We start from the raw sequence: 25,970 nt of genomic DNA, 5'->3' as shown, positions 1-25,970 counted from the left end.
AGTATCGTAATGCTTTTGATCCATTGTCCTTATTGCGGTGAAGACCGTTCGGAACTGGAGTTCCGCAACGCCCACGACGCCCATATTGACCGCCCAACCAATATTACAGAACTGTCTGACGAAGAATTCGTTGAGTTTCTCTATTGGCGCGATAATCCCAAAGGTCTGATTTTTGAACGCTGGCGGCATATTCACGGCTGCGGCCGTTTCTTCAATGCTGTGCGCGATACTATCAGCGACCGCATCCACCTGACCTATAAAGCCGGCGAGCCAAAGCCGGATCTGCAAACCATGATGCAACAAGCCAAACAATCTGACCCAACACGCGAGGCAGGCAAATGAGTAGCTCACACAACGCCTCCAAACGTATTGCCGGTAAAGGCCGCCTGACACCTGCCAAAACCGCACGTTTCACCTTTGATGGCAAAACTTATACTGCACTGGCAGGTGATACGGTCGCCTCAGCGCTGCTGGCCCATGATATTCACCTGATCGGGCGCTCATTCAAATATCACCGTCCGCGCGGATTTTTATCTGCAGGTCCTGAAGAGCCGAATGCGCTGCTCGATATTTCACGCGACAAAGCCCATCGTCAGCCGAATGTGCGCGCAACCGTACAGGAAGTTTTCGACGGCATGCATGCACAGTCGCAAAACCGCTGGCCGTCCCTCTCCTATGATATCGGCGTGGTCAACGACCTGTTTTCGCCATTCTTTGGCGCAGGTTTCTACTACAAGACCTTTATGTGGCCTAAAAAGGCATGGGAGAAGCTCTACGAGCCGATCATCCGCCGCGCCGCAGGTCTTGGCGTAACACCAACTGAGCCCGACCCTGACCGCTATGCGGGGCGCTTTGAGCATTGCGATGTGCTGATCGTCGGTGCGGGCATTGCAGGTTTGAGCGCCGCCTTGGCTGCGGCCAGAACCGGCGCAAAAATTATCCTGTGTGACGAACAGCCGGAGGTCGGCGGTGCCTTGCATCATGAAGCAGGCACACAGATCAACGGACAAGACGGCTTTGTATGGGCGCAAATCGCTGCCGCTGAACTGGCTGCCATGCCCAATGTGCGCCTGCTCACCCGCACTACTGCTTTTGGCTATTACAACCACAACTTCATCGCCCTTGCCGAACGCGTGACAGACCATGTTGCCCTGCCGGAAAAAGACGCCCCGCGTGAAAAACTGTGGCAGGTGCGCGCCAAGCGCGTCATTCTCGCTAATGGCTCGATTGAGCGCCATATGGTGTTTGCCAATAATGATCGTCCGGGCGTGATGCTGGCCTCTGCAGCCCGCACCTATCTCAATCATTTCGGCGTGGCAGTCGGCTCGCATGTCGGTGTCTTCACCGCTCATGACAGTGCCTATGAAGCGGCTTTTGATCTGAAAAAAGCCGGCATTGATATTCCGGTGATTGTGGATGCCCGCGCGCATCCGGGCGATGCGGTGCTGGCGGAAGCACAGCGCCTGAATATTCAGGTTCTGACCAATCATTGCGTGCTCACTGTGGGCGGCAAGCTGCGCGTTAAATCCATGACGGTTGCCCAAAATGGTGCCAAATCAGGCCGCAAATACACGATTGATGCGTTGATCACATCATCCGGCTGGACACCATCCGTGCATCTGTTTTCACAATCACGCGGCAAGCTGCGTTTTGACGATACCAATCAGCGCTTTCTGCCGGATGTGAATGCACAACCATCGATCAGCATCGGTGCCTGTAACGGTACAGATGATCTGCAGACCACTATTGATGAAGCAATGGCAGCGGGCATAAAAGCCGGTCTGGAAACCAGCGGTAAAACCGCTAAGGCATCTACAATCACCGGCACCACAGCATTCAGCTGGACCGGCGGCATGGTCGGCGCCACAGCTGGTGCAGGGCCCGATGCCAATGTGAAGGCGTTTATCGATTTCCAGCATGATGTCTGCGCCAAAGATATCCGCGCAGCTGTGCGTGAAGGTATGCATTCGATTGAGCATATCAAGCGCTTCACCACCAATGGCATGGCATCCGATCAGGGTAAAATGTCGAATATGCATGGTCTGGCCATTGCATCGGAGGCGCTCAACAAGCCAATCCCGCAAGTGGGTCTGACCACTTTCCGTCAGCCTTATACGCCGGTCACTTTTGGCACCATCATCAACTCGTCACGCGGTAATCTGTTTGATCCGGCACGCCAAACCGCCATGCATCAGTTTGAGCTGAATAATGGTGCGGTTTATGAAGATGTCGGCAATTGGAAACGCGCCTGGTATTATCCGCAGGCCGGTGAAACCATGCATGATGCGGTAAACCGCGAATGTAAGACTGTGCGTGAAATCGGCGGCCTTTTCGATGCCTCCACCCTTGGTAAAATTGAGGTTGTGGGCCCAGATGCGGCTGAATTCCTCAATCTGATGTATACCAATGCGTGGGATACACTGAAACCGGGCCGCTGCCGTTATGGTATTATGACCGGCGAAGACGGTTTTGTGATGGATGATGGTGTGGTTGGCCGTATGGCGCATGACCGCTTTCACGTGACGACCACAACCGGCGGTGCACCGCGTGTTCTCAACCATATGGAAGACTATCTGCAAACCGAGTTTCCGCATCTCAATGTCTGGCTGACCTCAAGCTCGGAACAATGGGCAGTCATTGCTGTACAGGGGCCAAAAGCCCGTGAGATCATTGCCCCGTTTGTTGAAGATATTGATATTTCCAACGAAGCCTTTCCGCATATGAGTGTGGCGGAAGGTCAGTTCTGCGGTGTACCGACTCGGCTTTTCCGCATGTCCTTTACCGGTGAGCTGGGCTTTGAAATCAACGTGCCTGCCGATTACGGTCAGTCGGTGATGGAGAAAGTCTGGGAACGTGCCAAAAGCATGGGTGCCTGTCTTTATGGCACCGAAAGCATGCACGTTTTGCGCGCTGAAAAAGGCTATATCATTATCGGCCAGGACACTGACGGCACGCAAACTCCGCATGATGCGGCGGTGGGCTGGGCGGTTTCAAAGAAGAAAACTGACTTTGTCGGTATTCGCGGCATGCGTCGTCCTGATCTGGTAGCAGAAGGCCGCAAACAGCTGGTTGGTCTTTTGACGAAAAATCCGAACACCGTGCTGGATGAAGGCGCACAGATTGTGGCCGATCCGAACCAGCCGAAGCCGATGAAAATGCTCGGACATGTGACCTCGTCTTACTGGTCATCCAATCTTGGCCGCTCAATAGCGATGGCAGTTGTGCATAACGGCTTCAACCTGCATGGCCAAACCCTGTTTGTCCCCATGGCAGACCGTGTGATTGAAGTTGAAGTAACGGGTCCCGTCTTTATCGACGAAAAGGGAGAACGCCTGCATGTCTAATTCCGATATCAACGCGCAGCGCGTCACAGTTCTGGGCAACCGCCGCTATGGCAACGGCTCTGTGCATATTGTTACCGCAGAGCCGGCAGAGCGTATTTCTTTGCGGGCACGTCCCGATGGTGTGGCAGCATTGTCAAAAGCACTCGGCGTTAACTTGCCGCAAGAGCCAAAACACAGCGCTACCAAGGGGCAGCGTTCTGCTCTTTGGCTGGGGCCTGATGAATGGCTGGTGATCGATACAAGCGGCAAATCACCGTTTGAAGATTTGCGTGGTGTTGAGACATTGCATGCGGCAACCGATGTATCACACCGCAATATCGGTCTGATCATCTCGGGCGACGGGGCGGCTCGCACCATCAATGCGGCCTGCCCGCAGGATTTGTCGCTGGACGTTTTTCCTGTTGGCGCAGCCTCACGCACAGTGTTCGGTAAAGCTGAAGTGGTCATCTGGCGCCTGTCAGAAACAGAGTTCCGTATGGAATGCTGGCGCTCTTTTGCTGAATATGTTTTTGCACTGCTGAGCGAAGGTGCTCTGGACGCTGCAATATAAAGCACGTAAAAGCGTCATAATTCCACTTTATCTAGCGCGGGAGCATTTCCCGCGCTATTTTCATTTCAGCAGATAAAATTCATGACCATTAAAACACGCCTCATTGTCAATTTTACCGGCTATGAGGGACTACATCCCAAAGCAGTGCGCATCCGCCATCGTAAAATCATGAGTGATTTCGACAAGCTGTGGCACACCAAAACCACATCATCGCCAATGTCGGGTTTAACATCTGGGTCAGGTTTAACATCTGGGCTCGGCTTGCCAGTATCCGGCGCGCAGAATGGCAGCGCCGAGATGCAAGTGCAGACTTCCGCTGAAAATTGGCACACGCAGACAGAGTTCTGCCAGTTTGGCAGCGCCGATATTTTTGACGATTATGCAGCCCGCTCCCTGCCTGCGCGGTTATTCACAGGCAGCAGAGCCTTTATCAATATTTTGTGCACCGGAACATTGTGGCGCTATCTGCGCACCAGCTGGCGCTTTGTGCTGTTTTTCATGTGGCCGTTTCTGATGATGCTGGCTTTGCTGGGGTTAACGCTCGGTCTTACCGCAGCACCTGTGCTAGCAGGCTTTGCGCCACTGCATATACTATGGTCTTTGCCAGTGGCACTCGGCATGAATTATGCGCTTATCCGTGCACTCGACCAGCGGTTTTTCATCTCTTATCTGCTGGATGACTGGTCGGCGGCCTATGATCGTATTTACGGCAAAAATCCAAAGCTGAACCAGCGCACGCAAGATTTTGCAACAATGCTGGCAGATAAACTGCGTCATAGCACTGCTGATGAAGTGATTATTATGGGGCACAGCCTTGGCACAGTGCCGGCGATTGAAGCACTGGCGCAGGTCTGGCGCACCGAGCCTGAACTGATCCGCAAACAGCCGGTCTCGCTGTTGGCGGCAGGTTCTTGCCTGCTGATGATTGCGCTGCATCCGCGTGCTAAAAACCTGCGGGAAGATGTGCGGGTTTTGCTCAATGACAGCCCCGTTTTTTGGGCGGAGTTTCAGGCACTGACCGACATTATACATTTTTATAATTCTGAGCCTGCCCGTGCGTTAAAAATCCAAACGAACAATCCCCCGCTCATCACCCATATCCGGTTCAAGCATATTCATTCCCCCGCCCGCTACAAACAGGCAAAGGGTAATTTCTTCAAAATGCACTTACTGTTTATTTCAGGCAGCCAAAAGAAAAATGCTTATGATATCGGCATGTTTCTGCACGGCCCTTTCAGCCTGAAAGAACTATTGACGGATTGGCCTGATCAGCCTGCACCGGTTGAAAAGATCTGCATTAAAAAAGCCGCCTGAGTGGCGGCTTTTTATATCAATCGTCTGTTTTTGGCGGAACAACCGCAATTGTCAGCCATCGTGCTGTCAACGCCGGTTTAACCAGACCTTCAACCTCAAGTGTCACGTCGTAATGATTGACCACTCTGCCCGACGGACGGATATCAGCATCGGCAAGCTTGAAGCGGGCACGTACACGGGTTCCGGTTTTAACCGGTGACATAAACCGCACACTGTCAAATCCGTAATTAATACCCATTGTTGCGCCTTCAAGCATCGGCAAAGCTTCAAAAGCCAGTGTCGACAACAATGAAATCGTTAGAAATCCATGAGCAATAGTGCCGCCGAAAGGCGTTTCTTTAGCGGCACGCTCCGGATCAACATGAATAAACTGATGATCATCCGTTGCATCAGCAAACTGGTTGATCATGTCCTGTGTCACCACGCGCCATTGCGAGCAACCTATTTCCGTGCCGATTGCTGCACGCAGCTGATCCAGAGTGATTGCATCTTTCATGGCAGTAAACACCTTTATCAGTCTTGTTATCCACAACCTCAAAGATGCCGATAAAATGCAGCTATAGTATGAGGCTGGTGGTTTTTAAATTTCAGAGAATATCATTCTCTATCTGCTGCCAATCGCTATAAACTGCTTTGGCTCCCTTTTCCAAAAGCTTTTCTGCATGCCCGGCATAAGTATGTCCGCCACCGGTATAACCGATCGCAGTCATACCCGCTGCCACCGCCCCTTCAACGCCAAAAGGCGAATCTTCAAACACCACGCAGCGTGCCGGATCAGCACCAAATTTTTCAGCAGCAAACAAAAACAAATCCGGCGCAGGCTTACCGTTTTTGACCATGCTTGATGAATAAAGTGCGCCATCGAAAGCATCAATCAGGCCGGTTTTTTGCAAGCTGAAAGCAATACGCTCCGGTGAAGAGGATGAGGCCACACAGCGCTTGGCCGTCAGGCGTTGCAGCACACCGGCAATACCGGCAACAGGCTCCAGCAATTCGGCAAAAACTTTATGCGTTTCCGGCCAAAGTTCATCCTGTGCCGCATCCGGCAGATAATGCCCGGTCAGGTCACCGATCAGGCGGATAATATCTGCCTGTTTCATGCCAACTCCTTTGGCAACCGTGCCATCCGGAATAGGCATAGCATTACGGGCATAAACATTATGAAACGCCAATGCCGACAGCGGCTCGCTGTCAACCAACACACCATCGCAATCAAAGATCACGAGATCCCAGACTGGTTTTTTTACGCTATCCGGCACTCTGTATACTCCTGCTTCACTTTCCCGCTTTTATGCGGGTTTAAATTTTGCCGCAGTGTTGCGGACTTAGAAAGATTGTAATTCGAAACTATCTGCAATAATTGTTTATTATCAAGCGGGTCTTATCCCGAAAAACAATAAAGACGGAGTGGCTGACCATGGCAACCAATGTAGCACTGACCGGTTTAGCGCGTGACATGCAAGCACGGGCAGATACCGGCAAGCCTATTCGCATTGGTCTGATCGGCTGCGGTGAGATGGGCACGGATATTGTTACCCGTGTTGCCCATATGCCAGGCATTGAGATTGGTGCCATTTCTGAAACCAACCCGCAACGTGGCTTAAAAGCCTCGGAGATTGCTTATGGTGAACAAGGCCATGCCCGTGAAGTAAAATCCGGCTCTGAACTGAGCCTTGCGATAGAAGCACATAAAATTGCCGTCACGGATAATGCTGACCTCATACTCAATAATGAACTGATCGATGTGGTTATTGATGCAACCGGTATTCCTGCCGTTGGGGCAGAAATCGGCCTGCGTGCTATGGAGCACGGTAAGCACCTCGTAATGATGAATGTTGAAGCTGATGTGACAATCGGTGCTTATTTAAAAAGTGAAGCCGATCGCCTTGGTGTTACCTATTCACTGGGTGCCGGTGATGAGCCGTCAGCCTGTATGGAGCTGATCGAATTTGTATCAGCAATGGGGCACCCGATTGTTGCCGCCGGTAAAGGCAAAAACAATCCGCTCAATATTGATGCTATTCCTGATAATTATATGGAAGAAGCCCAGCGCCGGAACATGAATGTACGCCTGTTGGTAGAGTTTGTGGATGGTTCAAAAACCATGGTGGAAATGGCAGCGATTGCCAATGCCACCGGTCTGGTGCCGGACAAAGCCGGTATGCATGGCCCGGCTGCAACTCTGGATCAGCTGGCCTCAACGCTAATTCCTGAAAAAGACGGTGGTTTGCTGTCGCGTGTCGGTGTAGTTGATTATACCATCGGCAAAGGTGTGGCGCCGGGCGTATTTGTGGTTGCGGATATGTCTCATCCGCGGATTTCCGAGCGTATGGAAGACCTGAAAATGGGTAAAGGCCCCTATTTCACCTTCCACCGCCCCTATCATCTGACCTCATTAGAAGTACCGCTGACCTGTGCCCGCGTAGTGCTTTATGGCAAAGCCGACATGGTGCCTTTGGCAAAGCCAACCGCCGAAGTGGCAGCACTTGCCAAAAAAGATATGCAAGCCGGCGAGACGCTGGATGCGATTGGTGAATATTGCTACCGCGCATGGATCATGACAGCCGGAGAAGCACGCAGTGCCAAGGCTATTCCTTGCGGCATGCTAACAGGCGCCAAAGTGCTGAAGCCTATCAAAAAAGGCGCGCTGATCACCTATGATAATGTGGCGCTGCCTGCCGGTTCACGCCTTGCGGAGCTGCGTGCGCGCCAAGATAAATTAGTATATGGCAGCTGATTTTAATGGTTCAGAATCTCTTTCTCAAATTCTTGTTACAAGCATTTGTTTGCCCGCACTAAATTGGCCACTTACCTGTAGAGCCGGACGAAAACAGACATTAACTACTTAATAAATAACAATAAAAAAGGCGACACCAATGCCGCCTTTTTCTGTTCTCTTCTCAAAACACGCGATTAATCGAGCGCTTTGACGATATTTTCAACCATCTTCTTCGCATCAGCAAAAAGCATCATCGTGTTGTCACGGAAGAACAATTCATTCTCCACACCTGCATAGCCAGAGCCCATACCGCGCTTGATAAACAGCACCGTTCCGGCCTTATCCACGTCCAGAATAGGCATACCAAAGATCGGAGATTGCGGATCGGTTTTTGCAGCCGGATTAGTCACATCATTGGCACCGATTACAAAGGCCACATCAGCCTGCGAGAATTCAGAATTAATATCATCCAGCTCGAACACTTCATCATAGGGTACATTGGCTTCAGCCAGCAGCACATTCATATGGCCCGGCATACGCCCTGCTACCGGATGAATGGCATATTTAACCTCAACGCCCTCTGCTTTCAGCTTATCCGCCATTTCACGCAAAGCATGCTGCGCCTGTGCAACGGCCATACCGTAACCCGGCACGATAATAACCTTAGCAGCGTTTTTCATGATGAACGCCGCGTCATCTGCAGAGCCCTGCTTAACCGGACGCTGCTCCACTTCACCCGCAGCACCACCACCGGATGTGTCGCCACCAAAACCACCGAGAATAACCGAAATGAACGAGCGGTTCATGCCTTTACACATAATATAAGACAGGATAGCGCCGGAAGAACCAACCAGCGCACCGGTGATAATCAGCGCTAAGTTGCCGAGCGTAAAACCGATACCCGCCGCAGCCCAACCGGAATAGGAGTTGAGCATTGATACCACCACCGGCATATCCGCGCCACCGATCGGAATAATGATCAGCACACCAAACAGCAGCGACAGCACAACGATTGCCCAGAAAATTGCATAGCTTTCGGTCATAGCAAGCGCAATAACCAGCACCACAATCGCTATTGCCAGCGTTGCATTGATGATATGGCGCGATGGTAGCATGATCGGCCTGCCGGACATCCGCCCGTCGAGCTTCAGATAGGCAATGATTGAACCCGTAAATGTAATCGCACCAATCGCCACGCCGAAAGACATTTCAACCAAAGCCTGCGCATGAATTGACCCGACCTCGCCGATGCCAAAAGAATGCGGCGAATACAGTGCAGCAGCTGCAACCATCACCGCAGCAAGACCAACCAGCGAGTGGAAAAAAGCCACCAGCTGCGGCATCGCTGTCATAGCAATGCGCTTGGCAACAACAGCACCGATACCGCCACCAATCGCCAGACCCAGCACAATCAGCCCAAGACCGCCAAGTGACGGCTGTGCCAGCACCAGCGTGGTAACAATGGCAATCCCCATGCCGAGCATACCGTAGAAGTTACCCTGCCGGCTGGTTGTCGGATGGGATAGTCCGCGCAATGCCAGAATAAACAGCACGCCGGAAACAAGATAGAGAAAGGCCGCCAGATTAACGCTCATGATTCAGCCCTCACTTGTCTTTTTTCTTGTACATGGCAAGCATGCGCTGGGTTACCAGAAAGCCGCCAAATATATTTACACTTGCTAAAACCAGCGCAATAAATCCGAAACCGGTTGCCCAGCCGGAAAGCGACAGGCCAACAGCCAGCAAAGCACCGACAACGATCACCGAAGAGATCGCATTGGTTACCGCCATGAGCGGTGTGTGTAAGGCAGGCGTTACGGACCAGACCACGTAATAACCGACAAAAATCGCCAGCACGAAGATTGCGAGCTGAAACACAAAAGGATCAATCAAGCCGCCGCTCGCCACATGCACTGCCGTGCTGATACTGTCTGAGCCGGTCAGGCTTTCCGTGACCTGACGCAGGTTTTCAACCGCATTATCGAGGCCGTTCAGAGCCTGCTGCAAAGAATCCGTGCTCATGCGTCACCTCTTTTACTTTTCGCTTCAGCAGAAGCTTCAGCCGGCTTTTTAGCGGCCGTGTTCTTCGCGCCTGATTCTTGAGAACCAACTTTTTTAACCGCAGCTTTTTTTGCCGGCGGCTTTTTAACCGGAGCAGGTTTTTGCACCACCTCAACAGCGGAAAAAGCCGGATGCACAATCGCACCACCATGGGTAAGCAGCGTTGCTTTCACCAATTCATCATCAGGATTGATGGTGAGTTGCTTGCTGTCTTTATCAATTAATGTCTCGATAAACGCGAACAGGTTGCGCGCATAAAGCTGTGAGGCTGAAGCAGCAATACGACCGGCCATATTCATATGCCCGATAATTCTAACTCCATCTTTCTCAACAATCTGTCCGGCAACAGCGCCTTCCACATTGCCGCCGCGTTCAACCGCAAGGTCGACGAGAACTGATCCGGGCTTCATACTCGCTACCATTGCAGCGCTGACGAGACGTGGTGCCGCACGCCCCGGAATAAGCGCCGTGGTAATCACAATATCCTGCTTGGCAATGTGCTCTGCAACCAGTGCCGCTTGCTTGGCCTGATATTCTTTCGACATTTCCTTGGCATAACCACCAGCAGTTTCGGCCGCTTTAAACTCTTCATCTTCCACAGCCACAAATTTTGCGCCCAGAGATGCCACCTGCTCTTTGGCTGCAGGGCGCACATCTGTGGCGGTTACAACGGCCCCCAGACGGCGCGCTGTCGCAATCGCCTGCAAACCGGCAACACCTGCCCCCATAACAAAAACACGGGCTGCAGGCACCGTGCCGGCAGCAGTCATCATCATCGGCATAGCGCGGTCATATTCAGCAGTCGCATCAATCACCGCCTGATAACCGGCAAGATTGGCCTGAGAGGACAACACATCCATCACCTGCGCACGGGTAATGCGCGGCATAAATTCCATTGTAAAGGCACTGAGCCCTGCTTGCGCCATCGCTGCCACATCCTGCTCGTGACCATAGGGGTCAAGCATTGCAATCAGAACTGCGCTGGATTTGTAGTTTTTAAGCCCGGTTGCGGATGGGCGACGCAATTTGAGAATAATATCTGCGGTTTTAATATCTGCTGTTTTACCAATCACTGCTCCGGCATCTTTAAATGCCTGATCAGTAATGCGCGAGGCAAGACCTGCGCCGCTCTCAACAACAATCTGAAATCCGTAACTGATCAGTTTTTTCACGGTTTCCGGCGAGGCCGCCACCCGTGTTTCATTCGGATCGGTCTCAACGGGAATAAATATTACCTGAGACAAAACTACCCTCTCTTTCGATACCCAAAGATTTTGTGCAACCCGCGTGGATTTTTACAAAACACCAATAATCACAGGCTTGAAATGTGTTAACCGCATATATCCCACCCAGCCTTTTAACGGCCGCAGTAAATCACGGAACACTCAGGCTGCAACACATAATTATGCAAAATATCACTGAGATGATCGAAAAAATGCAAAATGATGCTGATCACGGCTGAAATAGCTATAAATACATAAAATTATACCGCCATAACGGCGGTATAAATCATAAAATCATCAATGCTGAAAAGCAGACCTGTTTTCAGGTCGAATCTTTAAACAGACCAAAGCCCGGCTTAACCGAGAAAAACTGCCGCAGCCATAATCAGCGCAAACAGAACAACGCCTGAGAACCAGCCTGCCACGAAGAAAGCAAACGCCATCGCTGCCATCAAAGCGCAAAGCACAATCGTGCCCCACTTCACCAGCCAGGTAAAACCCTGATACGTGCGCTCATGCTCCGGATAATCCATTTTCGCACCCAGTTCTGCCGGGCTGTGCTGAATTTCTGCCATTTGATCTCTCCCTCCCTCAAGATAAATCCCTGACGGATAATCTTTTTAATCTCGTGCAAAAGCTTAGCACAGAGATGCCCAATTGACACGGTTAGCCCCTGATTAGCAAGCATCCGTTATAAACAACTGTTGCGACAATCTGTTGCAACGGGCTTCTGCAACAGCTGTTGCAATGCATCCTGCAATCATTGCTATGCGCCAAGGCCGGTATATTTGGCCGTTGGCATAATTGTCAGCGGTATATTGCCAAGACGCGTATCCGCAAACATATTGCGCCGCTCATGGGGCTGGGATTTAAAAAACGGAAACCGCACCGCAACTGCGTCACGAATGGAGCTGACTGCCGCCGCACCAAGCCCGACCTGAATGCCATAGCCTTCATGATCACGTGGATCTGCCAGCATTTTAGAACCGAAAATCCGCTTATAAAACGCCATATGTTCAGGCTTAACCGCCGCCAGACAAAAATTGGCATCGAAATGCTCCGATGCCATCGCCGCGATTCGTAATGTAAGATAGGGAATTGCTGGAAACTCACTGAGATAGACCGGCTCGGCTGCAAAGCGGGTTGGGTCCACAAAACTCATATTATCATCCAGCATCGGGCCCAGAATATCCGGAAAAAGATTGGCACTCGTACCAATCCTGTGATCTGCCGTGATATGATGCACCCGCAATGTACTCACCAGCATGCCGTCAATATACATGCCGTAGACATAGGCTTGATGGTCGTGGTCAACCTCATCAATAATCGTGCCAAGCAGATTATCATCCATCACATTGCGTGTCATATAAGAGCGATAACGCAGCCTGCCGATCTCTTCCAGATCTTCGGCATGAATCACGCGGCGATATTCCACGCGATCAAGAAACTCCAGCATATGCCGGGCAAAGTTGGAAATGGCTGGTGCTTGCGCTACCGCTTGTGAGACCGTCATAAATTATCGCCCGCTGCCATAAATTCAGCACTAGAGATTTCACAATCAAACCGGACCAGCATAATGTCTGATCAACATGACACCCAATCAATCTATGATTATGATAATACAACCACTTGAATGATCCAGAGCATTCATTGCCAAATAGAGCGGTTTGATGAAACACTAAATCTTGTTCACCATTTCTCTGTATGCACAGTAAAAAGCAAGAGTCCTAGCGCCTCCAAAAGAAAATTTTTGTCAAATCTCATAGATATTTCTGATTTTGCAGCTATTCATACCGGCACAAATGTCAAACCGGTATAAACTAGCTCATCTATTACATTTACTTAAATCAGAGCATCATTATCTGTCGTGGTAATTTTGCTGGTTCCGGGCGTCACCGTTAATGAATGCAGCAATTGAGCACTAATCTCATCGGCGCTTAAAGGCTCTCCGAGCAAAAAGCCCTGAACCAGGTCTGCGCCACCGGTACTGCGGATCAGGTTCAATTGATCTTCAGTCTCGACACCTTCAATTGTCACCCCAAATCCGAGCTCGTGTGAAAGCTGGGTAACACCACGCAACAACATGAAAGCACGGCGATCTGTTACAATATCGCGGACAAACGAACGGTCGATTTTCACCTTGGTCAAAGGCAGCGTGTTCAGATAGCTGAGGCTTGAATAGCCGGTACCGAAATCATCCAACGCAATATTAATGCCGGAATTTTTAAGCTTCTGCAGCATTTCACATGTTTTAAGCCGATCACTGATAATCGCACTTTCTGTAACCTCAACTTCAAGCAGATAGGATGGCAGCTTCGCCTGCTGCAATGCATCAACCACCATCTCGATAATACCGGCATTTTTCAGATCTATGGCAGAGAGATTGACTGAAACGCCAATCCTGTGCCCCCACTGGCTGCAATCCTGGCAAGCGCGGCGCAGCATAAAACGGGTCAGCTCTGTCACAATGCCCATTTCTTCGGCAAGCGGAATATACTCAGCAGGCCCGATTGAACCAAGCTCCGGATGCTCCCACCGCGACAAAGCTTCAACAGACACAATCCGCATTGAATTCAGGCTAACAATCGGCTGATAGGCGACGGTCAGACTGCCTGCACTAATCGCCTCACGCAGATCGCTTTTCAGCTTTTGCCTGCTGCGATATTTGGTGTCCATTGCTTCAACAAATGCAACCCAGCGTTCATGCTCATTGCCTTTTGCTTCATACAGAGCAAGATCAGCCTTCACATGCAACTCGCGCAGATCAACACTCTTTGCAGTATCAAGTGCCACACCAGCGCTAATATCGAGATACATTTGTTGCGTGGATAATTCATAAACCCCACAAAGATAGCTAATGATCTCATTCATGATCGTGCTGAGACCGTTACAATCATCAATATCTTTAATGAACAGCACAAATTCATCGCCACCAAAGCGTGATGCAACAAAACGCTGCTTATCAAGACCGCCCAGCCGTTCAGCAAACTGGCGCAACAATTCATCACCGGCATGATGACCATAAGTGTCGTTCACGTGCTTGAAATGATTGAGATCAATCACCGCCAATGCCACTAGCACATCAGGTTCGCTATTCACGAGCAGCGAACGAACCATTGCCTCAAAATAAAACCGGTTTGGCAAACCTGTCAGGCCGTCATAACGCGCCATATGCTGGATTTGTGCTTCGGCCTCAATCCGCCCGGTCACATCATCAAAAATCAACACTGCACCTTCTTCGCGGCGCTGATTACACATCACTTCAATATAGCGGCTGCTACCAAACTGAAAAACATCACGCTGACGCCGGCCTTCAAGAAGGTCCTCAATACGCATCCGCACATTTTCAAGTTCGCTGCGCGGAAAAAGACCATGCTTGCTGCAATAGCGTAAAACAACATCAAAGGAGCGGTTGAGCAGACTGATATTCTGCGAAATATTAAGCATTTCGCGAACTTGCTTATTCACCACAGCGATCATAGATCGCCCGTCCAGCATCACCAGCCCCTGCGGCATATTGTTGAGCGCAGTATCAAAGCGGCTCACAACAGTGCTTAACCGGCGCTCATTCATCACCGCAGCAAACAGTGATTGCCGCAAGCCATTGGCCATTTGAATATTGCTGAGAAAATACGGCACCAGTAATACGCCGATTGTAACGTGGAAAATGCTGTTGACCATCACGAAGCCGACTAAAACCGGCACCAGCGCGCAGACCGACATCATCACAACAGCATTGCGTGAAGCATAATTGCGCCCGACGATAGAAACAACCGAGGCCAGCAAAACCGACAGGCTGGCAAGTTCTGCAAAAGGGTCAGCAATGACATAGGTGCTGTAAAAGCACAGCAAACCCAGCAGCAGACAAATCGCACAAGCGCCGATCAGATAATGCATCTCCCAGCGGTTGACCTTTTCATGGGTCAGGCGACTGAGATCAGCTTTATCAAACATATGCATATCATACATACGCAGGCTGGTTACCAAAGTGAACAAACCCGCAAACATCAAAAATGCATTGTCATTTATTTTGAAATAAATAACCAGACAAGCCAGTACATGGGCAGCAAGGCCGAACCATAAAGTCGCCCTGTTACCATAGAGCGCCCTGACAAATGACAGGCGAACATCTACCGGAATATTGGTCTTGAATAACCATGTCATTTGTTTCTACGCCCCCTCGCCGGGGAAGAATTGCAAAAATACTTTAAAAATATGTTTCATATTTCTTCAACTGTGAAGTTTTTTCATTTAAATCAACGCTATAAGTCGATAAATTACTTAGAAAAATAATATATACAAGAATAACTAATTTATTGGGTGTTTCTTAAATTCACTTACCAGAGACAAAGATATTAGCGGCAAACATTCATCCCTGCAAACTATGGCCGCCGTCAATGGTAATCGTGGTACCGGTCATATAGCCGCCGGCCTGTGAGGCGAGCAATAAAATTGCCCCTTCCAGATCACAATTCTCACCAAGGCGGCGCATCGGATTTTTGGCTTTAAGGTAACCTTGTGCAGGACCTTCCATCAAATCCTGATTAATGCCGGTCGGAAACCAGCCCGGTGCAATAGCATTGACCCGAATATTGTGATTCGCCCATTCCAGCGCCAAAGATCGTGTCATCTGGGTAAGCGCCGCTTTCGACATCGAATAAGCCACGGCGCCCTTTTGCGGAATAGTGCCAAGAATACTGGTGGTGTTAATAATCGAGCCAGAAATTTTTGCAGTAATCATACGCCTTGCAGCCTCTTGTGCGATATTGAACGACCCTACAACATTCACCGCAAAAACTTGCTCCAGCATTTCCGCTGTTGTTTTTAGCGCACTTGCTTTGCAGCCAATGCCCGCATTATTGAACACCACACTTACAGGGCCGAAATGTTGCTCTGCCTCATCAAAGGCCGCGCTAATTTCAGCAGTATTGGAAACATCTGCATGAAGATGAAGGATATTTGAGGGATCAACATAAAAATCCGGACAAGCAAGCATAGGATGCGTGCGCGCGATGGAAACCACCTTGGCACCATGCGCTGCCAATATATTCACCATATGATGTCCGAGACCGGAAGAACCGCCTGTAACAATGATAACCTTATTTGCGACGGAAAATACGTTCCGGTTTTCTACAGACATGAGCCCCCCATCAACAAAACGCCTAATTCTTACACCACATCCACCGACGTGAATTTCATTTCAAATCAACCCACTTTGCAGTAGATACATTCAAACATTGCAAAACCAGATAATTCAACATGATTTGACCCGGAAGTTTGGGTTTTCATCCCAAATACAAACAGTCATCACAATATAGATTACAACTAATCAACTCGCTGCTGCTGCGCAACCATAACAAGGCCGGTTTTATGACGCAAAATTCCCGTCCGCTTATTGCTGTAACCTCTGATATCCGCGATATCGACGGCAATAACTGGCATGCAACCCCCTCAGAATATATTACAGCCCTTGTTGAAGTGGCTGAGGTTACCCCAATTCTGATACCCAATATCCGCGATAAAATTGATTATGATGCGCTCTTTGCCGCGGTCAATGGCCTGTTGATAACCGGTTCGCGTTCCAATGTGCAGCCCGAACTTTATGACCAGCCGCGCACCGAACAACACGGTCCTTTCGATCCGGACCGCGATGCAACGACACTTCCTCTGATCCGTGAGGCCCTAAAACGCGGCATCCCTGTGCTCGGTATTTGCCGTGGATTGCAGGAAATAAATGTAGCGCTGGGCGGATCACTGGCCAATGATATTCAGGAGATTTCCGGCAGAAACGATCATCGTGCACCGGTATCTGATAAGCGTGATGAGCGCTATGCAATTTGCCATCCGCTGGATATCGTTGAAAACTCCTGCCTTGCCGGCATCCTGGAGAGTAACACAATTGACACCAATTCCGTGCATCGTCAGGCCATTGACCGGCTGTCAGACCAGCTGGTACCAGAGGCAATTGCTCAGGATGGTACGATTGAAGCGGTAACGCTCAAAGATGCACAGAGCTTTGCTCTGGCCGTTCAATGGCATCCGGAATATTGGGTGCGCTCTGATGCGCCATCGGCAAAAATCTTCCGCGCTTTCGGTGCGGCAGTGCGGGATCGTGCGTCTAAAATAAAATCTAACTAAATATAAAAGCCGCAGATTTATAAAACCTGCGGCTTTTATCGTAGTAAGTTCATGTCAAGCCACACTCAATGCGACTGGGTCGTCGATTGGCGAATATGCAGTTCAGGCTTGATCAGCGGCTGATCACTATGCATTTCAACGCCGTTCAACTGATCAAGAAGCGCGCGCGCAGCCTGTCGGCCAACCTCGCGCTGACCATTCCAGACAGTGGTCAATGCCGGTGTGGCAATGGCTGCCTCTTCAAGATCATCATATCCTGTCACAGAAATATCTTCACCCGGAACCAGTCCGGCACGGGCAATACCATTCATCAAGCCAATAGCCACCAGATCATTCCAGCACACAGCCGCGGTAGGCTTGTCTTTTAATGACAGAAATTGCGGCGCCACTTCAAAACCGCCCTGCTTGGTGCGCGGCCCCGGAATACGCCATTCAGGCTTAACCTGCAGGCCGGCTTTTTCCATTGCATTCACATAACCCTGATAGCGGTCGCGCCCTGTTGAGGTTTGATCCGTACCGCCGATCATCACAATACGGGTATGGCCGAGTGAAATCAGATGATTGGTCGCAAGGCTGATGCCATAGGTATCATCGCCGCGAAACACCGGCACATCCGCGCCTTCAACATTACGCGCAATCAGAACCACAGGCAGGCCATTACTCTCAGCCATTTGAATATCTTCCGCAGGCGTGCCGATGGCTGGCGACATAATCACCCCATCCGCACCGAGCTGCAGCAAAGTATCAACAAAAGTGCGCTGTTTTTCCAGCTGGTCATAATGATTGCTGAGAATGAAAGTCTGGCGCGAGCGATCGAGCTCGGTTTCAATAGAGCGCAGAATTTCCGCGAAAAACGGGTTCATAATATCATGAACAACCACGCCGATAATACCGGAACGCGATGTGCGAAGCGAAGCAGCACGACGATTATAAATATAACCAATTGCGCGCGCATGCTCCTTAATACGATCGCGGGTTTGATCCGCCACCAAAGGACTGTCACGCAGAGCCAGAGAGACTGTGGCCGTAGATACGCCCAGAGCATCAGCAATGGTCGAAAGTTTGATTTTCTGGGCCAATAGCGGACCGCCCCTTATTGAACAAACAAAGCTGCAGAAACCTGCGTAGATATAGCGGACGTGATATGCGTTGCATCGCAACTATATCGCGCAAGCTTAAGTTATCAAGAACTAGAATATCCTTTAACAAATAGCGAGCCGGATTTGAATATCTTATCAGGCAAATTGCTTATTCAAACAGATTAGCCGCGAAACAATCCAATCAGGTACGATTATTCGTTGTCATTGTCTTCTTGCGTATCACTATCAGTCTCGATTTTATAAGTCGGCTGGTCTGTAGAAGGGCTACGTAATGGCCTGCCAGATGCTGCAGCATTGAGATTATGCTCCATACGCGCCAGCAGTTTCAAAAGTAATTTACGTTCTTTTTTCTCAAAACCGCGCAGGCAGTCTTTCTCGGTCTTACGCACCAGTTTTTCGATAATACGAATGACATCATGGCCACGATCGGTTAAAAATACATGGGTCTGACGCTGGTCATTTGCTGAGGGCCGCTTGCTTACAAAGCCCTGCGCTTGCAGACGGCTAATGGTTTTTGTCACTGTTGGCGGGCGCACACCCAGCCGCTGCGCCAGAATACCCGGCGGCAAACCGTCTTCTTCTGCCAGTTTCAGCAGCACCGCATCCTGACCGGCATAGAGCCCGTGCTCCAGAAGCCGCGTTGCCAGAATTGTCCGCATCATGCGTGCACTCTGTTGTAACGGCTGCAGAATTGCGGTTTTTCCGGTTTTGCTCATATTTGATTTAACCTATCCGCCCATCATTACGCATAACCTAAACCATGCATTGCCGACTGACAAGAACAGCACTCCGGATCAGCGCATCAGAAAGTCGCAATAGGAATAGCCGCGGACATCAGGGTTCGCTATGATGAATTCCCACCTGCCGTCAATTTCAGAGGAGAAATATTTTGCCGGAGCTCAACCAGCACGCAAACCCCGCTTATTCTGACAAGTCCGTACAGAGCGAGGCGGCATTTGCTACTGATCCTATGCCGGAAACTATCCCTGACAATCTCATCGCAGTGCTGCCTTTGGGCGCCCACGAGCAGCACGGGCCGCATCTGCCGTTTGAAACCGATACGATTATTGCTGAAGGCATTGCAGCGCGGCTTGCTGAAAACCTGCCCCCTCATATCAATGCCCGCTTTCTGTCCACCGAGCCGGTGGGTTATTCCATTGAACATATGGATGTGGAAGGCACACGCACATTGGCGTTTTCAGAAGCCGTCAACCGCTGGATCGGCATTGGCGAAAATCTGTGTGCGGCCAATATCCGCAAGCTGGTGCTGCTCAACGCCCATGGCGGTAATTCGCCGCTTGCAACCATTGTTGCCACAGAGTTGCGTGCACGTCTTGGCATGCTGGTGGTTGCCACGCACTGGACACGCTTTGGTGTTCCTGAAGAGCTGATCAGCGCAGAGCAAAAACATCTGGATATTCATGCAGGCTATATCGAAACATCCGTGATGCTGGCTTTAGCACCTGAACAGGTCGATATGGAAAAGGCGCAAGACTTTCCCAATATGCAGCAGCAATTCATCAGTAATAATCAATATTTGCGTGCTTACGGCCCGCATGCATTCGGCTGGCTAATGAGCGATCTCAACAAAGACGGTGCAGCAGGCGATGCCTCGCGCGCCAATGCTGCGGATGGTGAAAAAATCATCGCCCATGCGGTCGAAGGTCTGAGCGGGCTGATGGAAGATATTCACCGCTTTGATATGTCGGTTTTTGGAGACCATCAAACATATTAAAGTCAGGCTTGCTTGCAATGACTGGCTCTGTCTATTGGTTTGTACGCATTTATTTTGCTGTCTTTACACAATAAACCTACGCCAACTTACGCCCGCTTGAGTCAAGTTGGTGTAAGTTGATTGTGTAAAGCGCCCGCCTGCCCTATAGAAATACAACTTTGCATTTCCTATATGCCGTTCTAGAGCAGTTTTAGGAAAAGTGGGAACCGGTTTTCCGTTCGACACTGCGTTTAAACAAATAGATAGAGCGGTTTTTCTGCTTCAAAGAAAAGTAAAAACGCTCTAGTGAGCACATGGGTCGAACAGCATATTCTTGCCCAGTAGCGATACGTTTTTTGATAATGAAGAGGCACTCTCATGAGCGATAGCCCTGCAACAACTGATCAGGTTACGACTGCCGCAACCGAACTCCCGAAAATTCCGGTCACCGTGCTGACAGGTTATCTCGGTGCTGGCAAAACTACGCTTCTCAACCGTATTCTGAGTGAAAATCATGGCAAACGCTATGCCGTTATCGTCAATGAATTTGGTGAAATCGGTATTGATAATGATCTGATTGTTGAATCAGATGAAGAAATTTATGAAATGAACAATGGCTGCATCTGCTGCACCGTGCGTGGCGATTTGATCCGCGTGGTTGAAGGCCTGATGCGCCGTCCCGGACGTTTCGATGCGATTATCGTCGAAACCACAGGCCTTGCTGATCCCGTGCCGGTTGCACAGACATTCTTCATGGATGATGATGTGCGCTCTAAAACCCAGCTTGATGCAGTGATTGCGCTGGTTGATGCCAAACATCTGCCACTGCGCCTCAAAGACAGTCAGGAAGCCGAAGACCAGATCGCTTTTGCCGATGTAGTGCTTCTGAACAAGACTGATCTGGTTAATGCGCAGGAATTGGCCAATGTTGAAGCGACAATCCGCGCTATCAACCCGCATGCCATTATCCACCGTACCCAGCGCGCAGAGATTGATCTTGCCAAAGTGCTGGATCGCGGTGCATTCGATCTGAAACGCGCGCTTGATAATGATCCGCAGTTTCTGGATCACGACCATCCGGATCATGTTTGCGGTCCTGATTGCGATCATGATCATGAACACCATCACCACGGACATGAACACGGGCACGATCATCACCATCATGAACATGACCATACTTGCGGCCCTGATTGTGACCATGATCATCACAGCCATGCAGCAGCAATTCATGATGTTACGGTGATGTCAGTGTCGCTGCGCACGGGTGAACTGGATTCAGCCAAATTCTTCCCGTGGATTCAGAATGTAACGCAGGTTCAAGGGCCCGATATTCTGCGCCTTAAAGGCATTATCGCCTTTGCCGATGATGATGACCGTTATGTTGTACAAGGTGTGCATATGATTATTGAGGGCGATCATCAGCGTCCTTGGAAGCCAGAAGAAAAGCGCGAAAGCCGCTTGGTATTCATTGGTCGCAACCTTAATGAGCAAGCGCTGCGCTCCGGCTTTGAAAAGTGTAAGTAACGATGCCGACGATTGCCCCTATTGACCTTGGAAGTCACTGCCTGAAAGCCGGCTTCCTTGATGAAAAAGCTTATTATGCGCTGGCCGACGGCACATTACACTGGCTGGACGATGCACATAAAACCGTCACGATACATGATGGCCTGTTGTGCATGGCGATGACCGCCGACAATAAAGCCCTGATTTCGGGTGGTGAAGACGGACGCGTATGCCGCACAGACAGCAGCGGCAATGTGCAGGAACTGGCGCTCTTGCCGCGCAAATGGATCACGGCAGTGGCCAGCGGCCCCAATAATGTGGTCGGATATGCATCGGGCCGCACCGCATGGGTGCGTGAACATAACGGCAAGACCTCAGAATTTGCCCATGAACGCAGCGCTGAGGGTCTGGCTTTTGCCCCTAAAGGCATGCGCCTTGCAGTTGCCCGCTATAATGGCGCAACCCTGCACTGGGCAGGCACGGCAGGCAAACCGGTTGATCTGGAGTGGAAAGGTGCCCATACCGGCGCAATCTTTTCACCGGATGGTCGCTTTCTGATTACCACGATGCAGGAAAATGCTTTGCATGGCTGGCGGCTGGAAGATAACCGCAATATGCGCATGACCGGCTATCCGGCCAAGGTTAAAGACTGGTCATGGAGCCCTAAGGGCAAATGGCTGGCAACATCGGGGGCACCCGCAGCCATCATCTGGCCATTTGCCGGCAAAGACGGCCCGATGGGCAAGGCACCGCTGGAGCTTGGCCTGCGTGGCGACACCATGGTTACCTCTGTCGCCTGTCATCCGGTTGAAGATATTGTGGCGGTTGGGTATCAGGATGGCATGGTGCTGCTATGCCGTTTTGCTGACCAGAAAGAAGTTCTGCTGCGCCGCCCCGGCAAAGGTGCGATCAGCTCAATGGGCTGGGACAAATCCGGTGAACGCCTTGCTTATGGTGCTGAAACCGGCGATTGCGGCCTGATCAATATTAAATGGTAATTATGAGCCAGCTTTCATCACACAATATAAAAGGCGGCTTTGATGCCGCCTTTTATGCTTCACAATTATTTATTGAGATTGCTCAATAATCTGCTCTCCTAACGTCTGCGGCTCCTGCGCATCCGGCAGCGGCTGGGCTTGTTCAGCACGGCCTGCACCCTTGCCGTTCACAGCCTGTGACAATGCGGGTGAACCATCAGGCCCCTGCCCCGACAACCAAGCTGTCACCAGTGAAACATCGTGCACACCGATCATATGACCGGCCTTCACCACGCGCGCGTCAACTTTAGCGCCGCTGGTGCGTAAAAGACCTGAGAGCGCCGGTGCAAACGGCGCATACATCTTGTCATCACTGCCGGTCACTACCAGCACTTTGGTTTTTGTAAGATTAGCCACGGGCGTCTGATCCAACACCGGCATCGAGCGCATCAGCACGGCCTTTTTAACCAAATCAGGATGCAAAACCATTGTGGCAGCCAGCAGGTTAGCACCATTGGAATAGCCGACAAAGGTCGTTCGGCTCAGATCAATCTGATCATCTTCAGATAATTTGGTTAGAAACCGTACAAAAGCATCAGCTTCGGCCCGCACATCATTCTGGTCGAATTTTACCGGCGTTATGCGCGCATACCAGCGCGTACGACCTTCCTGTAACACACGCCCGCGAATGCCGAGTAAAGTCGCTCGCGGCCATACTTTTTGGGCAAACGGCACCAGACTTGCCTCATCACCGCCGGAGCCGTGCATCAGAACGATCGTTTCACCGCTGCTATTTTCCGGTTTACTGAAGTGATAGATAAATTGCTTGCTACGGATAATCGCGTCTTTAACAACCTTGTCCATATCTTTATCCATGTCGCGCGTTTTTTTAGCAGCCACAGCTTTCGGATTAAGCATAGTCACCCCTTTGCCAAGAGCCGGCGCCATCGGTGCCTGCTTTTTGATAAAGGCAGCTTTACCGCCCGCATTATCTGGTTGCGCATTAACTGAGGTTTCGACAGCCACCGGCATGTCTTGTGCACCGGCAATGAACGGCACAAAAGCGACCAATACGCCAGCCCCAAAGGCCGAAACGAAGCAAGATAAGATTTTGTTTACCATGTTATAAATTTTGCCGGAAAAACATTAATAAAGCCTGACAAGCTGTCATATTACAGCGCCACGGACGCTGTAATTAAAAACAGGCACGAATAAACATATCGTGACACTTCCCCGTGCCCGACATAATGAGGATAACACCTCTGACCATTCGATGAGTTATGTAATCGCAAAACAGGGCAAAAACATGCCCTTTGCAACAATTCACGTGAATCATTAGCGATGTCTCAGACATCTCACCTCTTCCACCGGCGAGAAATTAATGCAAAACAATAATCTATCACGTCAATAAACAGCCCCGGAATCTCATGGCCCAACACCCAGTCACAGTCTTATTGACCATATTCGCGCAGGCCGCATTCAGCATTCTGATCGTTGGCATCACGATATGGGGCAGTTTCGCCCTCTATTACCAGCTGTCTGCCTATCGCACGCTGAACTTGATCGTCGCCGGCATATGGATTGGTCTGGCTATAGCTGCCCTATGCTCAATCTGGTTGTCAGATTTGCATCAGCACCGCAAAATGCTGGTTTTGTTGTTCGGCATGATATTTGCGTTGTTGTTGCTGTGGTGGCACAGCATTGCCCCTTCACTCACCCGCGACTGGGCGCCGGAAGTAGCACAAACGGTTACCGCAGATCTTGGCACCAATCCTGATAGTGTGCGCCTCAATCATATCCGTGATTTTGACTGGCACACCGAAGAAGATTTTATCGTCAATTGGAAAGCCGCTGATTATGATCTGACGCAAATCCAAGGCGTTGACCTGATTTTATCTTACTGGGCAGGGCAAGCTATTGCCCATACATTGGTAAGCTTTGGTTTTGAAGATGGCCGCCATGTAGTCTTCTCGGCAGAGATTCGTAAAAAACGTTATCAGGGATTTTCTGAAATCGGTGGTTTTTTCAAACAATTTGAACTGGCAATGATTGCAGCTGAAGAGAGTGATATTGTTTTTCTGCGTACCAATGTGCGAGGTGAACGAGTATTTCGTTATCCGGTTAAAATCGACCGGCAAAAAGCACGTGAGCTGTTTTTACTCTATGCAGATAAAGCCAATCACCTGAGTGTTGAGCCTGCATTTTACAATACGATTACCGCCAATTGCACCACGGTTGTCTTTGATATGGCAAAAGTTCTCGATCCGCTGATCTTATTCGATTACCGCATTTTACTATCAGGCTATCTGCCTGAATATATGTTTGATAACGGGCTGATCCTGACAGATGCTCCAAGCAGTGAAGCAATGCGCAGCAAGGCCGGTATTAATCGCCTCGCCGAAGGGCCAAGGGCGGGTTATTCGCAGCGTATTCGCCCTGAAACTTTGAAATAAAACAGATAATCCGGTGCTGCCTGTTTAAATACAGCACCGGAAATTATTTTAGTCGAGAGCAGCCGTTACAATAACTTCTACTTTATAATCAGACGTTGCCAGATGTGCCGAGCCGGTTGCACGTGCCGGTGTGTTTGCAGGATCAACCCACACATCCCACACCGCGTTCATTTCAGCAAAATCCTTCATATCATCCAGCCAGATAATGGTCTGAAGGATTTTAGACTTGTCAGTACCAGCCAGTGCCAGCAGACGGTCAACCTCAGCCAAAGCAGCCTTTGTCTGTTCGGTGACGCTCTTGCCCGGCTCACCAACCTGACCAGCCAGATAAACAGTATTACCATGAACGACCGCACCGCTCATACGCGGGCCCTGTTCCAGACGCTTAACAGCCATAGTTTTTTCCTCTCATTAAAAATCAACATGCGCTTTATAACGCTCAAACCGCTGCAAGACTATTTGCGTTATGCTATAATATGGAAAATTGCTGATATTTTTTATATTTGAAGTCTCTCTGCCCATTTCATACCCTGCATAAAGGCAGTGTTTTATATTGCAACGTCAGAAACCTGACGATGAAACCGGAATATAGCGCAGCATTCTTGACTCAAAACCGGCCTGCATCTATAAGCCGCCTCACGTTCAGGCGTCACGAATGGTCTTTTTAAGGCCGCGCCAGAACCAGCTCCTGTTAAAAAACAGATTTAAGAAGGGCCGCACACCGCGGTATTAAACAAATGAAGCGCACATACCAGCCATCTAAACTCGTCCGCAAGCGTCGTCACGGTTTCCGTACACGCATGGCAACGCCAGGCGGTCGTAAAGTTATTGCAGCCCGCCGTGCACGCGGTCGTGGCAAGCTTTCTGCATAATG

Annotated in this window: 23 protein-coding genes and 1 pseudogene; 11 read left to right on the top strand and 13 right to left on the bottom strand. The window is 50.2% G+C overall.

Annotation, left to right across the window (positions count from 1 at the left end; all coding sequences use genetic code 11):
* Positions 1-9: 9 nt before the first annotated feature.
* The 4 genes from MP213Fo_RS11090 (at position 10) to MP213Fo_RS11075 (ending at position 5,208) form a co-directional block, all read left to right on the top strand.
* Positions 10-342: a sarcosine oxidase subunit delta gene (locus tag MP213Fo_RS11090; RefSeq protein WP_421089068.1), complete on the top strand. Its 333-nt coding sequence runs from the start codon at positions 10-12 to the stop codon at positions 340-342.
* On the top strand, positions 339-3,344 hold the full coding sequence (locus MP213Fo_RS11085) for a sarcosine oxidase subunit alpha (RefSeq protein WP_421089067.1): 3,006 nt from the start codon (positions 339-341) through the stop codon (positions 3,342-3,344). The genes MP213Fo_RS11090 and MP213Fo_RS11085 overlap by 4 nt, the downstream gene beginning before the upstream one ends.
* The gene (locus tag MP213Fo_RS11080) at positions 3,337-3,894 is read left to right on the top strand and encodes a sarcosine oxidase subunit gamma (protein ID WP_421089066.1); all 558 of its coding nucleotides are present in this window, start codon (positions 3,337-3,339) and stop codon (positions 3,892-3,894) included. The genes MP213Fo_RS11085 and MP213Fo_RS11080 overlap by 8 nt, the downstream gene beginning before the upstream one ends.
* Before the next feature lie 81 nt (positions 3,895-3,975).
* A complete protein-coding gene (locus MP213Fo_RS11075) occupies positions 3,976-5,208 on the top strand; it encodes an alpha/beta hydrolase (RefSeq protein WP_421089065.1) in 1,233 nt (410 codons plus the stop codon).
* A 16-nt stretch (positions 5,209-5,224) separates the two neighbouring features.
* On the opposite strand, the gene MP213Fo_RS11070 is transcribed toward MP213Fo_RS11075, so the two are convergent.
* A complete protein-coding gene (locus MP213Fo_RS11070) occupies positions 5,225-5,704 on the bottom strand; it encodes a MaoC family dehydratase (RefSeq protein ID WP_421089064.1) in 480 nt (159 codons plus the stop codon).
* 91 nt (positions 5,705-5,795) lie between these two features.
* A complete protein-coding gene (locus tag MP213Fo_RS11065) occupies positions 5,796-6,467 on the bottom strand; it encodes an HAD family hydrolase (protein WP_421089063.1) in 672 nt (223 codons plus the stop codon).
* Between the two features lie 158 nt (positions 6,468-6,625).
* On the opposite strand from MP213Fo_RS11065, the gene MP213Fo_RS11060 reads away from it, so the two are divergent.
* Positions 6,626-7,945: an NAD(P)H-dependent oxidoreductase gene (locus MP213Fo_RS11060; protein WP_421089062.1), complete on the top strand. Its 1,320-nt coding sequence runs from the start codon at positions 6,626-6,628 to the stop codon at positions 7,943-7,945.
* Between the two features lie 176 nt (positions 7,946-8,121).
* Here the strand turns inward: MP213Fo_RS11060 and MP213Fo_RS11055 are convergent, their stop codons facing one another.
* The 7 genes from MP213Fo_RS11055 to MP213Fo_RS11025 form a co-directional block, all read right to left on the bottom strand.
* Positions 8,122-9,522, bottom strand: a complete 1,401-nt coding sequence (locus MP213Fo_RS11055; RefSeq protein ID WP_421089061.1) for an NAD(P)(+) transhydrogenase (Re/Si-specific) subunit beta — start codon at positions 9,520-9,522, stop codon at positions 8,122-8,124.
* A 10-nt stretch (positions 9,523-9,532) separates the two neighbouring features.
* Positions 9,533-9,949 carry a proton-translocating transhydrogenase family protein gene (locus MP213Fo_RS11050; protein ID WP_421089060.1) on the bottom strand — a complete coding sequence of 139 codons (417 nt, stop codon included), beginning with the start codon at positions 9,947-9,949 and terminating at the stop codon, positions 9,533-9,535.
* The gene (locus MP213Fo_RS11045) at positions 9,946-11,232 is read right to left on the bottom strand and encodes a Re/Si-specific NAD(P)(+) transhydrogenase subunit alpha (protein ID WP_421089059.1); all 1,287 of its coding nucleotides are present in this window, start codon (positions 11,230-11,232) and stop codon (positions 9,946-9,948) included. Before MP213Fo_RS11045 ends, MP213Fo_RS11050 begins: the two co-directional genes overlap by 4 nt.
* Before the next feature lie 335 nt (positions 11,233-11,567).
* Entirely contained in the window at positions 11,568-11,786 is a 219-nt protein-coding gene (locus MP213Fo_RS11040; RefSeq protein ID WP_421089058.1) for an aa3-type cytochrome c oxidase subunit IV, read from the bottom strand.
* A 191-nt stretch (positions 11,787-11,977) separates the two neighbouring features.
* Positions 11,978-12,724, bottom strand: coding sequence for an N-acyl amino acid synthase FeeM domain-containing protein (locus MP213Fo_RS11035; RefSeq protein ID WP_421089057.1), 747 nt, complete (start codon positions 12,722-12,724; stop codon positions 11,978-11,980).
* 329 nt (positions 12,725-13,053) lie between these two features.
* Entirely contained in the window at positions 13,054-15,375 is a 2,322-nt protein-coding gene (locus MP213Fo_RS11030) for a putative bifunctional diguanylate cyclase/phosphodiesterase (protein WP_421089056.1), read from the bottom strand.
* A gap of 205 nt (positions 15,376-15,580) precedes the next feature.
* Positions 15,581-16,351: an SDR family NAD(P)-dependent oxidoreductase gene (locus MP213Fo_RS11025; protein ID WP_421089055.1), complete on the bottom strand. Its 771-nt coding sequence runs from the start codon at positions 16,349-16,351 to the stop codon at positions 15,581-15,583.
* 230 nt (positions 16,352-16,581) lie between these two features.
* Between MP213Fo_RS11025 and MP213Fo_RS11020 the strand changes: the two genes are divergently transcribed.
* Positions 16,582-17,349, top strand: a complete 768-nt coding sequence (locus tag MP213Fo_RS11020) for a gamma-glutamyl-gamma-aminobutyrate hydrolase family protein (protein ID WP_421089054.1) — start codon at positions 16,582-16,584, stop codon at positions 17,347-17,349.
* Positions 17,350-17,414: 65 nt separating this feature from the next.
* On the opposite strand, the gene MP213Fo_RS11015 is transcribed toward MP213Fo_RS11020, so the two are convergent.
* Together MP213Fo_RS11015 and MP213Fo_RS11010 are read right to left on the bottom strand one after the other, a co-directional pair.
* Positions 17,415-18,428: a LacI family DNA-binding transcriptional regulator gene (locus MP213Fo_RS11015; protein WP_421089053.1), complete on the bottom strand. Its 1,014-nt coding sequence runs from the start codon at positions 18,426-18,428 to the stop codon at positions 17,415-17,417.
* Between the two features lie 212 nt (positions 18,429-18,640).
* Positions 18,641-19,165, bottom strand: a complete 525-nt coding sequence (locus MP213Fo_RS11010) for a MarR family winged helix-turn-helix transcriptional regulator (RefSeq protein WP_421089052.1) — start codon at positions 19,163-19,165, stop codon at positions 18,641-18,643.
* Between the two features lie 254 nt (positions 19,166-19,419).
* On the opposite strand from MP213Fo_RS11010, the gene MP213Fo_RS11005 reads away from it, so the two are divergent.
* The 3 genes from MP213Fo_RS11005 (at position 19,420) to MP213Fo_RS10995 (ending at position 22,664) form a co-directional block, all read left to right on the top strand.
* Positions 19,420-20,184, top strand: a complete 765-nt coding sequence (locus MP213Fo_RS11005) for a creatininase family protein (protein WP_421091115.1) — start codon at positions 19,420-19,422, stop codon at positions 20,182-20,184.
* A 357-nt stretch (positions 20,185-20,541) separates the two neighbouring features.
* Complete coding sequence (locus MP213Fo_RS11000) at positions 20,542-21,687, top strand: CobW family GTP-binding protein (protein ID WP_421089051.1); 1,146 nt, start codon at positions 20,542-20,544, stop codon at positions 21,685-21,687.
* Between the two features lie 2 nt (positions 21,688-21,689).
* Positions 21,690-22,664: a WD40 repeat domain-containing protein gene (locus MP213Fo_RS10995; RefSeq protein ID WP_421089050.1), complete on the top strand. Its 975-nt coding sequence runs from the start codon at positions 21,690-21,692 to the stop codon at positions 22,662-22,664.
* 177 nt (positions 22,665-22,841) lie between these two features.
* On the opposite strand, the pseudogene MP213Fo_RS10990 reads toward MP213Fo_RS10995, so the two are convergent.
* Positions 22,842-23,675, bottom strand: a pseudogene (locus tag MP213Fo_RS10990) (alpha/beta hydrolase); the annotation flags it as partial.
* Positions 23,676-24,070: 395 nt separating this feature from the next.
* Here MP213Fo_RS10990 and MP213Fo_RS10985 point away from each other — a divergent pair.
* Positions 24,071-25,096, top strand: a complete 1,026-nt coding sequence (locus tag MP213Fo_RS10985; RefSeq protein WP_421089049.1) for a DUF4105 domain-containing protein — start codon at positions 24,071-24,073, stop codon at positions 25,094-25,096.
* Between the two features lie 48 nt (positions 25,097-25,144).
* On the opposite strand, the gene MP213Fo_RS10980 is transcribed toward MP213Fo_RS10985, so the two are convergent.
* Positions 25,145-25,492, bottom strand: coding sequence for a RidA family protein (locus tag MP213Fo_RS10980; protein ID WP_421089048.1), 348 nt, complete (start codon positions 25,490-25,492; stop codon positions 25,145-25,147).
* 341 nt (positions 25,493-25,833) lie between these two features.
* On the opposite strand from MP213Fo_RS10980, the gene rpmH reads away from it, so the two are divergent.
* Positions 25,834-25,968, top strand: coding sequence for a 50S ribosomal protein L34 (gene rpmH, locus MP213Fo_RS10975; RefSeq protein ID WP_113945134.1), 135 nt, complete (start codon positions 25,834-25,836; stop codon positions 25,966-25,968).
* Positions 25,969-25,970 lie beyond the last annotated feature (2 nt).

Origin of the sequence: Pseudochrobactrum mosebachae, from assembly GCF_048914685.1 — a bacterium.
Classification (GTDB): domain Bacteria; phylum Pseudomonadota; class Alphaproteobacteria; order Rhizobiales; family Rhizobiaceae; genus Pseudochrobactrum.
This window is presented reverse-complemented; position numbering and strand designations above follow the sequence as displayed.